At 64.9% G+C, this 12716-nt stretch carries 23 protein-coding genes; all 23 read right to left on the bottom strand.

All coding sequences use genetic code 11. From position 1 onward, the window contains the following. Position 1: 1 nt before the first annotated feature. The 23 genes from BMW26_RS13025 to BMW26_RS13135 all read right to left on the bottom strand — a co-directional run bounded on the left by BMW26_RS13025 (position 2) and on the right by BMW26_RS13135 (position 12688). Positions 2 to 598, bottom strand: coding sequence for an adenylate kinase (locus tag BMW26_RS13025; protein ID WP_053097473.1), 597 nt, complete (start codon positions 596 to 598; stop codon positions 2 to 4). Continuing rightward, complete coding sequence (gene secY / locus BMW26_RS13030) at positions 595 to 1917, bottom strand: preprotein translocase subunit SecY (RefSeq protein ID WP_053097474.1); 1323 nt, start codon at positions 1915 to 1917, stop codon at positions 595 to 597. Before secY ends, BMW26_RS13025 begins: the two co-directional genes overlap by 4 nt. A 101-nt stretch (positions 1918 to 2018) precedes the next feature. Further along, on the bottom strand, positions 2019 to 2645 hold the full coding sequence (gene rplO, locus BMW26_RS13035) for a 50S ribosomal protein L15 (protein ID WP_072591670.1): 627 nt from the start codon (positions 2643 to 2645) through the stop codon (positions 2019 to 2021). After that, positions 2645 to 2830 (bottom strand): 50S ribosomal protein L30, encoded by a 186-nt coding sequence (rpmD, locus tag BMW26_RS13040; RefSeq protein WP_042538783.1) that lies wholly within the window; start codon positions 2828 to 2830, stop codon positions 2645 to 2647. Before rpmD ends, rplO begins: the two co-directional genes overlap by 1 nt. Further along, entirely contained in the window at positions 2830 to 3525 is a 696-nt protein-coding gene (gene rpsE / locus BMW26_RS13045; RefSeq protein ID WP_072591671.1) for a 30S ribosomal protein S5, read from the bottom strand. Before rpsE ends, rpmD begins: the two co-directional genes overlap by 1 nt. After that, positions 3522 to 3881 carry a 50S ribosomal protein L18 gene (gene rplR / locus BMW26_RS13050; RefSeq protein WP_053097476.1) on the bottom strand — a complete coding sequence of 120 codons (360 nt, stop codon included), beginning with the start codon at positions 3879 to 3881 and terminating at the stop codon, positions 3522 to 3524. Before rplR ends, rpsE begins: the two co-directional genes overlap by 4 nt. Before the next feature lie 2 nt (positions 3882 to 3883). After that, the gene (rplF, locus tag BMW26_RS13055) at positions 3884 to 4420 is read right to left on the bottom strand and encodes a 50S ribosomal protein L6 (protein WP_053097477.1); all 537 of its coding nucleotides are present in this window, start codon (positions 4418 to 4420) and stop codon (positions 3884 to 3886) included. 6 nt (positions 4421 to 4426) lie between these two features. Continuing rightward, on the bottom strand, positions 4427 to 4825 hold the full coding sequence (rpsH, locus tag BMW26_RS13060; protein WP_045253835.1) for a 30S ribosomal protein S8: 399 nt from the start codon (positions 4823 to 4825) through the stop codon (positions 4427 to 4429). Positions 4826 to 4945: 120 nt separating this feature from the next. Then, the gene (rplE, locus tag BMW26_RS13065) at positions 4946 to 5536 is read right to left on the bottom strand and encodes a 50S ribosomal protein L5 (RefSeq protein WP_053097478.1); all 591 of its coding nucleotides are present in this window, start codon (positions 5534 to 5536) and stop codon (positions 4946 to 4948) included. Then, positions 5536 to 5895, bottom strand: coding sequence for a 50S ribosomal protein L24 (gene rplX / locus BMW26_RS13070; protein WP_045253837.1), 360 nt, complete (start codon positions 5893 to 5895; stop codon positions 5536 to 5538). The genes rplE and rplX overlap by 1 nt, the downstream gene beginning before the upstream one ends. 3 nt (positions 5896 to 5898) lie before the next feature. Next, positions 5899 to 6267, bottom strand: coding sequence for a 50S ribosomal protein L14 (gene rplN / locus BMW26_RS13075; RefSeq protein WP_053097479.1), 369 nt, complete (start codon positions 6265 to 6267; stop codon positions 5899 to 5901). Beyond that, positions 6264 to 6581 (bottom strand): 30S ribosomal protein S17, encoded by a 318-nt coding sequence (gene rpsQ, locus BMW26_RS13080; protein ID WP_053097480.1) that lies wholly within the window; start codon positions 6579 to 6581, stop codon positions 6264 to 6266. The genes rplN and rpsQ overlap by 4 nt, the downstream gene beginning before the upstream one ends. Continuing rightward, complete coding sequence (rpmC, locus tag BMW26_RS18050) at positions 6581 to 6898, bottom strand: 50S ribosomal protein L29 (protein ID WP_017829202.1); 318 nt, start codon at positions 6896 to 6898, stop codon at positions 6581 to 6583. The genes rpsQ and rpmC overlap by 1 nt, the downstream gene beginning before the upstream one ends. Continuing rightward, the gene (gene rplP, locus BMW26_RS13090) at positions 6898 to 7317 is read right to left on the bottom strand and encodes a 50S ribosomal protein L16 (RefSeq protein WP_053097481.1); all 420 of its coding nucleotides are present in this window, start codon (positions 7315 to 7317) and stop codon (positions 6898 to 6900) included. The genes rpmC and rplP overlap by 1 nt, the downstream gene beginning before the upstream one ends. Then, positions 7317 to 8072, bottom strand: a complete 756-nt coding sequence (gene rpsC / locus BMW26_RS13095; protein ID WP_042538759.1) for a 30S ribosomal protein S3 — start codon at positions 8070 to 8072, stop codon at positions 7317 to 7319. Before rpsC ends, rplP begins: the two co-directional genes overlap by 1 nt. Beyond that, entirely contained in the window at positions 8072 to 8470 is a 399-nt protein-coding gene (gene rplV / locus BMW26_RS13100) for a 50S ribosomal protein L22 (protein ID WP_053097482.1), read from the bottom strand. The genes rpsC and rplV overlap by 1 nt, the downstream gene beginning before the upstream one ends. A gap of 25 nt (positions 8471 to 8495) precedes the next feature. Then, on the bottom strand, positions 8496 to 8777 hold the full coding sequence (gene rpsS / locus BMW26_RS13105) for a 30S ribosomal protein S19 (protein ID WP_017829205.1): 282 nt from the start codon (positions 8775 to 8777) through the stop codon (positions 8496 to 8498). A gap of 12 nt (positions 8778 to 8789) precedes the next feature. After that, entirely contained in the window at positions 8790 to 9629 is an 840-nt protein-coding gene (rplB, locus tag BMW26_RS13110; protein WP_053097483.1) for a 50S ribosomal protein L2, read from the bottom strand. A 20-nt stretch (positions 9630 to 9649) separates the two neighbouring features. Further along, positions 9650 to 9973 (bottom strand): 50S ribosomal protein L23, encoded by a 324-nt coding sequence (rplW, locus tag BMW26_RS13115; RefSeq protein ID WP_053097484.1) that lies wholly within the window; start codon positions 9971 to 9973, stop codon positions 9650 to 9652. After that, complete coding sequence (rplD, locus tag BMW26_RS13120) at positions 9970 to 10632, bottom strand: 50S ribosomal protein L4 (protein ID WP_053097485.1); 663 nt, start codon at positions 10630 to 10632, stop codon at positions 9970 to 9972. Before rplD ends, rplW begins: the two co-directional genes overlap by 4 nt. Before the next feature lie 2 nt (positions 10633 to 10634). Beyond that, entirely contained in the window at positions 10635 to 11294 is a 660-nt protein-coding gene (gene rplC / locus BMW26_RS13125; RefSeq protein WP_053097486.1) for a 50S ribosomal protein L3, read from the bottom strand. Between the two features lie 8 nt (positions 11295 to 11302). Beyond that, complete coding sequence (gene rpsJ, locus BMW26_RS13130; protein ID WP_017201594.1) at positions 11303 to 11611, bottom strand: 30S ribosomal protein S10; 309 nt, start codon at positions 11609 to 11611, stop codon at positions 11303 to 11305. An 864-nt stretch (positions 11612 to 12475) separates the two neighbouring features. Beyond that, on the bottom strand, positions 12476 to 12688 hold the full coding sequence (locus BMW26_RS13135) for a hypothetical protein (protein ID WP_053099214.1): 213 nt from the start codon (positions 12686 to 12688) through the stop codon (positions 12476 to 12478). Positions 12689 to 12716: the final 28 nt, after the last annotated feature.

Raw genomic sequence — 12716 nt, forward strand, 5'->3', positions numbered from 1 at the left:
ATCAGGCCGCGAGGCGCAGACCGCGTGCGGTCAGCGCCGCGAACACGCGCTCGGTGATCTCGTCGAGCGAGCCCACGCCGTCGATGCGGTCGACGATCCCACGGGGGCCGTAGACCTCGAGGATCGGGGCCGTCTCGTGCTCGTAGATGTCGAGACGGTGTGCGATCGCCTCATCCGTGTCATCCGAGCGACCCTGCTCCGCTGCACGGAGCTTGAGACGCTCGATGCTCTCTTCGCGCGGGACGTCGAGCAGGATGACGGCGTCGAGGGACTCCCCCCGGGCACCGAGGAACGCGTCGAGGTGCTCGACTTGCGCGGCATTGCGGGGGTATCCGTCGAGCAGGAAGCCCTTGGCTGCATCGTCCTGCGAGAGGCGATCGCGAACGATCTCGCTGGTGAGCTCGTCGGGAACGAGATCACCCTTGTCGAGGATCGCCGTGACCTGCTGGCCGAGCGGCGTGCCCTCCTTGATGTTCGCGCGGAAGATGTCGCCCGTCGAGACGACCGGGATGCCGTAGGACTCTGCGATGCGGACGCCCTGCGTCCCCTTCCCCGAGCCCTGCGGACCGACGATGAGGAGACGAGCTGATCGAGTCATCGGAGGAGCCCTTCGTAGTGTCGCTGCTGCAGCTGTGCGTCGATCTGCTTGACCGTCTCGAGACCGACACCCACGATGATGAGGATCGAGGCGCCGCCGAACGGGAAGTTCTGGTTGGCCCCGACGGTGGCGAGAGCGATGAGCGGGATCAGGGCGATGAGGCCGAGGTAGATCGACCCGGGCAGCGTGATGCGCGTGAGCACGTAGTCGAGGTACTCGGCAGTCGGACGACCGGCACGGATGCCGGGAATGAACCCGCCGTACTTCTTCATGTTGTCGGCGACCTCGACCGGGTTGAAGGTGATCGCGACGTAGAAGTACGTGAAGCCGATGATCAGCAGGAAGTACACGGCCATGTAGATCGGGCTGTTGCCGGTCGTGAAGTTCGCGCTGATCCAGGTGACCCACGCTGCCGGCTCGGAGCCGTCCTGCGGGGTGTTGAACTGTGCGATGAGCGCCGGGATGTACAGCAGCGACGAGGCGAAGATCACGGGGATCACACCGGCCATGTTGACCTTGATCGGAATGTACGTGTTGGTGCCGCCGTAGGTGCGGCGACCGACCATGCGCTTGGCGTACTGCACCGGGATGCGCCGCTGGGACTGTTCGACGAAGACGACGAGGCCCATGACGATGATTCCCACCAGAAGCACCAGGAGGAAGACCTCGAAGCCCTTGCTCTCCCAGATGAGCCACATGGCTCCGGGGAACGTGGCGGCGATCGAGGTGAAGATGAGCAGCGACATGCCGTTGCCGATACCGCGCTCGGTGACGAGCTCTGCGAACCACATGATGAGGCCCGTGCCGGCGGTCATCGCCATGATGATGAGCAGCTGCGCCCACCACACGTCGTTGGTGAGGAGGTTCTGGCACGCGGCGATGTCGGTGGTGCCGAAGAGCTGACCGCTGCGGGCCACCGTGACCAGCGTCGTCGACTGCAGCAGTGCGAGGGCGATGGTGAGGTAGCGCGTGTACTGGGTCAGACGGGCCTGGCCGGCCTGGCCCTCTTTGTGCAGAGCCTCGAAGTGAGGGATGACCACGCGAAGGAGCTGGGTGATGATCGTCGCGGTGATGTACGGCATCACGCCGAGGGCGAAGATCGAGAGCTGGAGGAGCGCGCCACCCGAGAACAGGTTGACGAGTCCGAGGAGTCCCTCCGTCCCGGAGTTCAGCGCGAGGCACTCCTCGACGTTCGGGAAGTTCACGAACGGAGCAGGCACATTCGAGCCAAGCCGGTAGATGGCGACGATGGCGAGGGTGAAACCGATCTTCCGACGCAGGTCGGGCGTGCGGAAGATCCGCGCGATGGCGCTAAACAAGGACGTCCTCCTGAAAGGTTGCCGATCCCTGAAGGACGGCTGAAAGAACAGGCTAACCCATAAGAGGGGCCGGAGAATCTCCGACCCCTCTCATGAAGTGGTTACTTGACGGATCCGCCAGCCGCCACGATCTTCTGCTCGGCGGAACCCGAGACCTTGTCGACCGCGACGGTGAGCTTCACGGCGATGTCGCCGTCTCCGAGAACCTTGACCTTCTCGTTCTTGCGAACGGCACCCTTGGCGACCAGGTCGCTGATGGTGACGTCGCCACCCGTGGGGTACAGCTCCGCGAGCTTCTCCAGGTTGACGACCTGGTACTCGACGCGGAACGGGTTCTTGAACCCGCGCAGCTTCGGGGTGCGCATGTGCAGAGGCATCTGCCCACCCTCGAAGCCGACGCGAACGGTGTTGCGAGCCTTGGTGCCCTTGGTACCGCGACCCGCGGTCTTACCCTTGGAGCCCTCACCGCGACCGACACGGGTCTTCGCGGTGTTGGATCCGGGGACCGGACGCAGGTGGTGCACCTTCAGCACGCCGGGGCGGGATGCCGGAGCATCCTTCTTCGGCGCAGCCTTCTTGGCAGCCGGCTTCTTGACGGCGTCGGCCTTGGCCTCGGTCGCCTTCGCCGGTGCCTTCTTGGCGGCGGGCTTCTTCTCGGCTGCGGCCTTGGGAGCGGCAGCCTTCTTCGGGGCCTTCTCGGCGCCTGCGGCTTCGTTCTTCTCAGCCATTAGTCGATCTCCTCAACCTTGACGAGGTGGGCGACGGTCTTGACGTAACCGCGCGTCTGCGCGTCGTCGGGGCGAACGGTGCTGTCACCGATTCGCTTCAGACCGAGGCTGCGCAGCGTGTCACGCTGGTTCTGCTTCTCGCTCACCTTGGACTTGACCTGCGTGACCTTCAGGCGCGCAGCCATCAGGCACCTACCTTCTGTGCGGCGATGGCGTCAGCCTCCGCACGGACGAGACGCGCGGGTGCGACCTGGTCGAACTCGAGGCCACGACGTGCGGCGACCGCACGGGGCTCCTCGAGCATCTTCAGGGCCGTCACCGTCGCGTGCACGATGTTGATCGTGTTCGACGAGCCGAGCGACTTCGACAGCACGTCGTGGATGCCGGCGCACTCGAGCACGGCGCGAACCGGACCACCGGCGATGACACCGGTACCGGCAGCGGCCGGACGAAGCAGGACGACGCCTGCTGCGGCCTCACCCTGCACGGGGTGCGGGATGGTGCTGCCGACGCGCGGAACGCGGAAGAAGTTGCGCTTGGCCTCTTCGACACCCTTCGAGATCGCCAGAGGGACCTCGCGGGCCTTGCCGTAGCCGACGCCCACCAGACCGTTGCCGTCGCCGACGACCACGAGAGCGGTGAAGCTGAAGCGACGACCACCCTTCACGACCTTCGAGACGCGGTTGATGGTGACCACGCGCTCGAGGAACTGGTTGTCCCCACGGTCGCGGGAGTTGCGGTCACGGCCACCCTGGTTGCGGTCGCTACGGCCGCCACGGCGGTTGTCGCGCTGAGACGGCTCTGCCTGCGTGGTGCCGGTGGCAGTCTCGGAAGTGGCAGCTGCCGCTTCGGTCACTTCGTTCTCCTTGTTGTCACTCACAGTGCCAGACCCCCTTCGCGGGCGCCGTCGGCGATGGCGGCGACACGACCGGCGTAGCGGTTTCCGCCACGGTCGAACACTGCCTCGGAAACGCCGGCAGACTTCGCACGCTCGGCGAGAAGCTCGCCGACCTTGCGGGCCTTGGCGGTCTTGTCACCCTCGAGCGAACGCAGGTCGGTCTCGAGCGTCGATGCCGACGCGACGGTGTGACCCTTGCTGTCGTCGACAAGCTGCACGAAGACGTGGCGAGCCGAGCGGTTGACGACGAGACGCGGACGCGCCTCGGTGCCGACGACCTTCTTGCGAAGGCGGGCATGACGACGCGCGCGGGCGTCAGACTTTGACTTGAGAGCCATGGTTACTTACCACTCTTTCCGGCCTTGCGACGCACGACCTCGCCGGCGTAACGCACGCCCTTGCCCTTGTACGGCTCGGGCTTGCGGATCTTGCGGATGTTCGCAGCTGCCTCGCCGACAGCCTGCTTGTCGATACCACTGACGGTGAGCTTGTTGGTGCCCTCGACCGTGAGCGTGATACCGGCGGGCGGGTCGATGAGGACCGGGTGCGAGAAGCCGAGGGCGAACTCGACCGAGCTGCCCTTCTGAGCGACACGGTAACCGGTTCCGACGACCTCGAGACCCTTGGTGTAGCCCTGGGTCACGCCGATGATGTTGTTGTTGATGAGCGTGCGGGTCAGGCCGTGAAGCGACCGGGACTCACGCTCGTCGTCGGGACGGGTGACGAGAACCTGGTTCTCCTCGACCGCGACCTCGATGGGCTTGGCGACCGTCAGGGTGAGCTCACCCTTGGGGCCCTTCACCGCGACCTCACGGCCGTCGACCGAGATGGTCACGCCCGCGGGAACGTCGATGGGAAGTCGTCCAATACGCGACATTTTCGATTACCACACGTAGGCGAGAACTTCTCCGCCCACGCCCTTCTGCTCTGCCTGACGGTCAGTGAGGAGACCGGAGGAGGTGGACAGGATGGCCACGCCGAGTCCGCCGAGGACCCTGGGCAGCTCGGTGGACTTCGCGTAGACGCGGAGGCCGGGCTTCGACACGCGCTTGATGCCCGCGATCGAACGCTCACGGTTGGGGCCGTACTTCAGCTGCAGGGTGAGGTTCGATCCGACGCGAGCGTCAGTCGTCTCCCATCCAGCGATGTAGCCCTCCTGCTGGAGGATCTCGGCGATGTGCGTCTTGAGCTTGCTCGACGGCAGGGTCACGGAGTCGTGATGCGCCGAGTTCGCGTTGCGCAGACGGGTCAGCAGATCTGCGACCGGGTCTGTCATTGTCATTGTTGTTTTCCTTTGTTCATGAGGTTCCGGCTGCCGTTACACGACAGACGGCCTGCGATGACACGCAATCTTCAATTGTACGGGATCGGGCGGGGCGCTGTGCGCCCCGCCCGAAACCGCTTACGCCTGGGCGTCTTCCGTACGGAAGGGGAAGCCGAGGTGACGAAGAAGCGCGCGACCTTCGTCGTCCGTCTTCGCGGTGGTGACGACGGTGATGTCGAAACCGCGAACCCGGTCGATCTTGTCCTGATCGATCTCGTGGAACACGCTCTGCTCCTGGAGACCGAAGGTGTAGTTGCCGTTTCCGTCGAACTGCTTGCCCGAGAGGCCGCGGAAGTCGCGGATACGGGGCAGAGCGAGCGAGACGAGACGGTCCAGGAACTCCCACGCACGGTCACCGCGGAGGGTGACGTGTGCGCCGATGGCCTGGCCCTCGCGCAGCTTGAACTGCGCGATCGACTTGCGAGCCTTCGTGACGAGCGGCTTCTGACCGGTGATCTTGGTGAGATCGTCGATCGCGCCGTCGATCACCTTGCTGTCGCGGGCCGCTTCACCGACACCGGTGTTCACGACGACCTTGACCAGACCGGGGATCTGCATCACGTTGGTGTAGCCGAACTCATCCTGCAGCTTCTGCTGGATCTCGGCCTTGTACTTCGCCTTCAGGCGGGGCTGGATCTTGCCAGCCACCGCAGCGTCGGTGGTTGCCATCAGAGGTCCTTACCTGACTTCTTCGCGTACCGCACACGGACGGTGCGCTTGACGCCGTCCTTGGTCTGCTCCTCGACCCGGTGGCCGACCTTGGTCGGCTTCTTGGTCGAGGGGTCGACGAGTGCGACGTTCGAGATGTGGATGGAGGCCTCGACAGTCTCGAGGCCGCCCGTCTTGGTGCCACGCTGCGTCTGTCCGACGCGCGTGTGCTTGGTGACGTAGTTCACGCCTTCGACGATGACGCGGTTCTTGTCGGACAGGATCTCGAGGACCTTGCCCTGCTTGCCGCGGTCGCCGCCACGCTCCTGCGTGGCTCCGGTGATGACCTGAACCAGGTCACCCTTCTTGATCTTCGCCATGACTTAAATAACCTCCGGCGCCAGCGAGACGATCTTCATGAACTTCTTGTCACGAAGCTCGCGACCGACCGGTCCGAAGATACGGGTGCCGCGGGGCTCCCCGTCGTTCTTCAGGATCACGGCGGCGTTCTCATCGAACTTGATGTACGAGCCGTCGGGACGACGCGTGGACTTGACCGTGCGGACGATGACGGCCTTGACCACATCGCCCTTCTTGACGTTGCCGCCGGGGATCGCGTCCTTGACGGTCGCGACGATCGTGTCACCGAGTCCGGCGTAACGACGGCGCGAGCCGCCGAGCACACGGATGGTGAGCAGTTCCTTCGCGCCGGTGTTGTCGGCGACCTTGAGGCGGGATTCCTGCTGGATCACTTGGCCTTCTCCAGAATCTCCACCAGACGCCAGCGCTTCGTGGCGCTGAGCGGGCGGGTCTCGTTGATCAGGACGAGGTCGCCGATGCCGGCGGAGTTCGCCTCATCGTGCGCCTTGACCTTCGAGGTGCGGCGGATGACCTTGCCGTAAAGCGGGTGCTTCACGCGGTCCTCGACCTCGACCACGATGGTCTTGTCCATCTTGTCGCTGATGACGTAGCCACGACGCGACTTGCGGTACCCACGGGCATCCGCATCGCGAACATCGTGCTCTGCGTGCTCAGCCTCGACGGCAGCTTCCTTCTTGGTGGCCATCACTCAGCCTCTTCCTTCACGGCGTCGTCAGCGGAGTCCGCCTTCTTCGCCTTCGACTTGGTCGCCTTCTTGGCCGGAGCCTCGACCGGAGCGGGCGTCGCACGGATGCCCAGCTCGCGTTCGCGGATCACGGTGTACAGGCGCGCGATGTCGCGCTTGACGGCGCGGATGCGGCCGTGGCTCTCCAGCTGGCCGGTGGCCGACTGGAAACGGAGGTTGAACAGCTCCTCCTTGGCCTTACGCAGCTCCTCAACGAGGCGCTGGTCTTCGAACGTGTCGAGCTCTGCCGGAGCGAGCTCCTTGGTGCCGATCGCCATTACGCGTCGCCCTCCTCGCGCTTGATGATGCGTGCCTTCAGCGGCAGCTTGTGGATTGCTCGGGTGAGGGCCTCGCGAGCGAGCTCCTCATTGACGCCTGCGACCTCGAAGAGGACGCGACCCGGCTTGACGTTGGCGACCCACCACTCGGGGGAACCCTTACCGGAACCCATGCGGGTCTCGGCAGGCTTCTTGGTGAGGGGGCGGTCGGGGTAGATGTTGATCCACACCTTTCCACCACGCTTGATGTGACGCGTCATCGCGATACGAGCGGACTCGATCTGACGGTTGGTCACGTAAGCGGGGGTGAGGGCCTGGATGCCGAAGTCGCCGAAGGAGACCTTCGTGCCACCGGTGGCCTGGCCATCACGCTTGGGGTGATGCTGCTTGCGGTACTTGACCTTGCGGGGAATAAGCATCAGGCAGACGCTCCTTCTGCGACAGGGGCCTCGTTGCGCGGCGCGCGGCGGCGGTCGCCACCACGGTCGTCACGACGGGACTTCGGGGCGTTGGCCTGCTCGCGAGCAAGCTCCTTGTTGGTCAGGTCACCCTTGTAGATCCAGACCTTCACGCCGATGCGGCCGAAGGTGGTCTTCGCCTCGTAGAAGCCGTAGTCGATGTTCGCGCGCAGCGTGTGCAGCGGCACACGACCCTCGCGGTAGAACTCCGAGCGGCTCATCTCGGCGCCGCCGAGGCGGCCGGAGACCTGGATGCGGATGCCCTTGGCGCCAGCGCGCTGCGCGCCCTGGAGACCCTTGCGCATCGCACGACGGAACGCCACGCGAGCAGACAGCTGCTCGGCGATGCCCTGTGCGACGAGCTGAGCGTCAGCCTCGGGGTTCTTGACCTCGAGGATGTTCAGCTGGATCTGCTTGCCCGAGAGCTTCTCGAGGTCGCCGCGGATGCGCTCGGCCTCGGCGCCACGACGACCGATCACGATGCCCGGACGGGCGGTGTGGATGTCGACGCGGACGCGGTCACGGGTGCGCTCGATCTCGATGTTCGAGACACCGGCGCGGTCGAGCTGCGTCTTCAGCAGGTTGCGGATCTTGATGTCCTCGGCGACGTAGTCGGCGTAACGCTGACCCGGCTTCGTCGAGTCCGAGAACCAACGCGACACGTGGTCCGTGGTGATGCCGAGGCGGAAGCCGTACGGGTTTACTTTCTGTCCCATTACTTGCTCGCCTTCTTGTTGCTGTCGCTTGCAGCGGCCGGAGCCGCCTCAGGCGTCGAGAGCACGACCGTGATGTGGCTCGTGCGCTTCTTGATCTGGAAAGCGCGACCCTGTGCACGAGGCTGGAAACGCTTGAGCGTCGTCCCCTCGTCTACGTAGGCGTTAGCCACGTACAGGTCCTGCTCGTCGAGGTACTCGCCGTCACGATCCGCCTTGACCTGTGCGTTGGCCATGGCCGACGCGACAAGCTTGTAGATCGGCTCACTGGCGCTCTGCTGTGCGAACTTCAGGATCGCCAGAGCCTCCTGGGCCTGCTTGCCCTTGATGAGCGCGACGACACGACGAGCCTTCTGAGGGGTCACGCGGATGTGTCGCACGCGTGCGATGGACTCCACCATTTCTCTCTCCTCTATCGCCACCGCGTCAGCGGCGGCGGCCCTTCTTGTCGTCCTTCTCGTGGCCGCGGAAGGTGCGGGTGGGCGCGAACTCGCCCAGTTTGTGGCCGACCATGGTCTCGGACACAAACACGGGGATGTGCTTGCGACCGTCGTGGACCGCGATCGTGTGACCCAGCATGGCCGGGATGATCATGGACCGGCGAGACCAGGTCTTGATGACGTTCTTGGTGCCGGCTTCGTTCTGCACGACCACCTTGCGAAGCAGGTGATCGTCGACGAAGGGGCCCTTCTTAAGACTGCGAGGCATCTTCTCTTACTCCTACTTACGCTTCTTGCCGGCGTTACGACGACGCACGATGTACTTGTCGCTTTCCTTGTTGGCGTGACGGGTGCGACCCTCAGCCTGGCCCCACGGGGAGACGGGGTGACGTCCACCGGACGTCTTGCCCTCACCACCACCGTGCGGGTGGTCGACCGGGTTCATCGCGACACCACGGACGGTCGGGCGGACGCCCTTCCAGCGCATGCGGCCGGCCTTGCCCCAGTTGATGTTCGACTGCTCGGCGTTGCCGACCTCGCCGATGGTCGCGCGGCAGCGCGCATCGACGTTGCGGATCTCGCCCGAGGGCAGACGCAGCTGGGCGAAGTTGCCATCCTTGGCCACGAGGCGGACGGATGCACCGGCCGAACGTGCCATCTTCGCGCCGCCACCGGGACGGAGCTCGATCGCGTGGATGACGGTACCCGTCGGGATGTTCTTCAGCGGGAGGTTGTTGCCCGGCTTGATGTCGGCACCAGCACCCGACTCGACGACGTCGCCCTGCTTCAGCTTCGCCGGCGCGAGGATGTAGCGCTTCTCGCCGTCGAAGTAGTGCAGCAGCGCGATGCGTGCCGTGCGGTTGGGGTCGTACTCGATGTGAGCGACGCGGGCGTCGACGCCGTCCTTGTCATTGCGACGGAAGTCGATGACACGGTACTGGCGCTTGTGGCCACCACCGATGTGACGGGTCGTGATGCGGCCCTGGTTGTTGCGACCACCGGTCTTCGAGAGCGGGCGCAGCAGCGACTTCTCCGGCGTCGATCGGGTGATCTCGGCGAAGTCAGCCACCGACGAGCCGCGACGGCCCGGGGTCGTGGGCTTGTACTTGCGAATAGCCATTATTGTCCTTATCCCCCGGATCAGCCGATTGCCGTGAAGATGTCGATGGTGCCCGACTTCAGGGTCACGATGGCGCGCTTGGTGTCCTTGCGCTTGCCGGTGCCGAAGCGGGTGCGACGAGCCTTGCCGACGCGGTTGAGGGTGTTGACCCCTGCGACCTTGACGCCGAAGATCTTCTCGATGGCGAGCTTGATCTCGGTCTTCGAAGCGCGCGGGTCCACGAGGAAGGTGTACTTACCCTCGTCGATGAGACCGTAGCTCTTCTCGGACACGACCGGCTTCAGGATGACGTCGCGCGGGTCCTTGTTCAGGGCCGTCTGGAGAACAGATGCCTGCTCGCTCATGCGGAGACCTCCTGGTTGGCGCCGGACTTCGAGGCGATGAAGCCCTCGATCGCGGCCTGGGTGAAGACGATGTCGTCGGAGACGAGAACGTCGTAGGCGTTGAGCTGGTCGAACGTCAGAACGTGAACGTTGCTGAGGTTGCGGATGCTCTTGAGCGCGAGCTCGTCGTTGCGCACGATGACGACCAGGACGTTCTTCGACGTGGCGACCTGCGAGAGGAAGCTCACGGCTGCCTTCGTCGAGGGGGCGCCATCGGTGCCGAACGTGTCGATCACGTGCAGACGGTCCCCGCGGAAGCGATCGCTGAGTGCACCACGGAGGGCTGCGGCGATCATCTTCTTGGGGGTGCGCTGCGAGTAGTCGCGCGGCTTGGGGCCGTGCACGATTCCACCACCGGTCATGTGCGGCGCGCGGATCGAGCCCTGACGGGCGTTACCCGTGCCCTTCTGCTTGAAGGGCTTGCGGCCTGCACCCGAGACCTCACCGCGACGCTTGGTCGAGTGGGTTCCCTGGCGAGCCGCCGCGAGCTGCGCGACGACGACCTGGTGGATGAGCGGGATGTTCGTCTTGGCGTCGAACAGTTCGGCGGGAAGCTCGATCGAGCCAGCCTTCTTGCCGTCTGCCTTGAGGACGTCAAGCGCGAGAGTGGAGTCAGCCATGATCAGGCACCCTTCACTGCGTTGCGGACGTAGACGATGCGACCACGAGCACCGGGGACGGCGCCCTTGACGAGCAGCAGACCCTTCTCGATGTCGACGGCGTGCACCGTGAGGTTGAGGACGGTCACGCGCTCGCCACCCATACGGCCGGCCATGCGCATGCCCTTGAAGACGCGGCTCGGGGTCGACGATGCGCCGATGGAGCCGGGCTTGCGGTGGTTGCGGTGCGAACCGTGCGAAGCCGAGACGCCCTTGAAGTTGTGACGCTTCATGACACCGGCGAAGCCCTTGCCCTTGCTCGTGCCGACGACGTCGACGAGCTGGCCGGCTTCGAAGGTGCCGTCGACCGTGAGCTCCTGGCCCAGCGAGTAGTCAGCGGCATCCGCGGTGCGGATCTCGGTGACGTGACGACGCGGCGTGACGCCGGCGGCCTCGAAGTGAGCGGTCAGCGGCTTGTTCACCTTGCGCGGGTCGATCTGGCCGTACGCGATCTGCACGGCGTTGTAGCCGTCCTTCTCGGGGGTACGGATCTGCGTGACCACGTTCGAGGCGAGCTCGATGACGGTGACGGGAACGAGCTTGCCGTTCTCGTTCCACACCTGGGTCATGCCGAGCTTGGTGCCGAGCATGCCCTTGGAAATCTTGGAGTTGATGTCAACCATGTCCGACCTCAGAGCTTGATCTCGATGTTGACATCGGCAGGCAGGTCGAGACGCATCAGCGAGTCGACAGCCTTCGGCGTCGGGTCGACGATGTCGATCAGACGCTTGTGGGTGCGCATCTCGAAGTGCTCGCGGCTGTCCTTGTACTTGTGGGGCGACCGGATGACGCACACGACGTTCTTCTCGGTCGGAAGGGGCACGGGGCCGACGACTGTTGCGCCCGCACGGGTCACGGTGTCGACGATCTTGCGTGCGGACGTGTCGATGACCTCGTGGTCATACGACTTCAGGCGAATGCGGATCTTCTGTCCCGCCATTGTCTGCTCTCTCTCTTTAAGCGTCTTACCGACCTGGGCCGGGTGACCCAGGGGCATTGGACGCACGTCGGCGCTGTTCGCGCCTCGGCACTCGAACGGCTCTCGCGAGTCGATCTGCTGCACCACTGTTCTGCTGTCATCCCGCACGCCTCGGCGAGCGGATGTCCGACCTCCGCCGCGCACGGCGAAGCCCTCGTGATGAAGATGTCGGGATCGTTCTGCCACCCGCGGCCTAGGTCCCTGCGCGTCTGCGCCGCCTATGCACTGTCGTGATGGTGATCCGGCTGACGCTGAGCGCGCCGGAATGTCGAACCTGTCTATTCTGCCACGGCCGATTTCACTTGTGCAAACCCGGGCGTGTCGCAGTCGCTGAGCATCCCCTGAGTGCGCACCCCAGCCGTCGGATCGGCGCCTCTGATCGACGCCGCCGACGACCCCTCAGCGCGCTGAGGAGAGCGGGGCGAGGCATCCCCATGCCTCGCCCCGCTTGGGGAGGGCGTTCAGTGCGAGGGGGCACACCGAACGCGAGGACTCCGGCGTGAAGGGACGCCGGGTTCCTCGACCGAGGGCGCGGCGAAGAGACCGCCGCGCGGGCGGGAAGACGTCTGAGCGCACAGAGTGCGCGCGTCGCACGATGATCCCCAAAATCGTTATCCCCAGTTTGACGCGGCGAACCGCGTGAATTCGGGAAGTCGAACCCCTTCGACATCCCTGATCGCAAGTTCCCCAGGCGATCGTCATCCATTCTAAGGGAACCCGGACGTGAAACGCGATACCGGCGGGCCGAATACTTGGTGCCGCACGCAGAGGAGCGGCGACTCCCCCGTGGGGGGAATCGCCGCTCTGCGTCTCAGACGCGTGGTCTCACTCGTTGCCGACGGCCTTGTCGGCGCTGTCGCGGATCTCGTCGATCTTGTCAGCGGCACCCGGTGCGATCTTCTTGGCGAAGTCGGCGACGCCGTCGAGCACCTTGTCGCTGATGTCTTCCGCCTGCTCGCTCTTCACTGCCTCGGCGATCTTGTCCTTGTTCTGCTCGTACAGATCCTTGCCCTTGTTGACAGTCTCATCGATACCCATGCGGGCCCCCTTGTGTGCGATCAGTGCG

This window comes from Microbacterium sp. 1.5R, assembly GCF_001889265.1.
Lineage (GTDB): Bacteria > Actinomycetota > Actinomycetes > Actinomycetales > Microbacteriaceae > Microbacterium.

Bases quoted from the DNA above. Each gene is read 5' to 3' on its own strand.
- rplW (WP_053097484.1), bottom strand. From the start codon at position 9,973: ATGAGCGAGCAGGCATCTGTTCTCCAGACGGCCCTGAACAAGGACCCG.
- rplC (WP_053097486.1), bottom strand. From the start codon at position 11,294: ATGGTTGACATCAACTCCAAGATTTCCAAGGGCATGCTCGGCACCAAG.
- rplD (WP_053097485.1), bottom strand. From the start codon at position 10,632: ATGGCTGACTCCACTCTCGCGCTTGACGTCCTCAAGGCAGACGGCAAG.
- rplV (WP_053097482.1), bottom strand. From the start codon at position 8,470: ATGGTGGAGTCCATCGCACGCGTGCGACACATCCGCGTGACCCCTCAG.
- rpmD (WP_042538783.1), bottom strand. From the start codon at position 2,830: ATGGCTGCGCGCCTGAAGGTCACGCAGGTCAAGTCCAAGGTGAGCGAG.
- BMW26_RS13135 (WP_053099214.1), bottom strand. From the start codon at position 12,688: ATGGGTATCGATGAGACTGTCAACAAGGGCAAGGATCTGTACGAGCAG.
- rplF (WP_053097477.1), bottom strand. From the start codon at position 4,420: ATGTCGCGTATTGGACGACTTCCCATCGACGTTCCCGCGGGCGTGACC.
- rplX (WP_045253837.1), bottom strand. From the start codon at position 5,895: ATGGCGAAGATCAAGAAGGGTGACCTGGTTCAGGTCATCACCGGAGCC.
- rplR (WP_053097476.1), bottom strand. From the start codon at position 3,881: ATGGCTCTCAAGTCAAAGTCTGACGCCCGCGCGCGTCGTCATGCCCGC.
- rplP (WP_053097481.1), bottom strand. From the start codon at position 7,317: ATGCTTATTCCCCGCAAGGTCAAGTACCGCAAGCAGCATCACCCCAAG.
- rplB (WP_053097483.1), bottom strand. From the start codon at position 9,629: ATGGCTATTCGCAAGTACAAGCCCACGACCCCGGGCCGTCGCGGCTCG.
- rpsH (WP_045253835.1), bottom strand. From the start codon at position 4,825: ATGACAATGACAGACCCGGTCGCAGATCTGCTGACCCGTCTGCGCAAC.
- rplE (WP_053097478.1), bottom strand. From the start codon at position 5,536: ATGGCAACCACCGACGCTGCGGTGGCTGGCAAGATCCAGCCCCGCCTG.
- rplO (WP_072591670.1), bottom strand. From the start codon at position 2,645: ATGGCTGAGAAGAACGAAGCCGCAGGCGCCGAGAAGGCCCCGAAGAAG.
- rpsQ (WP_053097480.1), bottom strand. From the start codon at position 6,581: ATGGCCACCAAGAAGGAAGCTGCCGTCGAGGCTGAGCACGCAGAGCAC.
- rpmC (WP_017829202.1), bottom strand. From the start codon at position 6,898: ATGGCGATCGGCACCAAGGAGCTCGCTCCGGCAGAGCTCGACACGTTC.
- rpsC (WP_042538759.1), bottom strand. From the start codon at position 8,072: ATGGGACAGAAAGTAAACCCGTACGGCTTCCGCCTCGGCATCACCACG.
- rpsS (WP_017829205.1), bottom strand. From the start codon at position 8,777: ATGCCTCGCAGTCTTAAGAAGGGCCCCTTCGTCGACGATCACCTGCTT.
- BMW26_RS13025 (WP_053097473.1), bottom strand. From the start codon at position 598: ATGACTCGATCAGCTCGTCTCCTCATCGTCGGTCCGCAGGGCTCGGGG.
- rpsJ (WP_017201594.1), bottom strand. From the start codon at position 11,611: ATGGCGGGACAGAAGATCCGCATTCGCCTGAAGTCGTATGACCACGAG.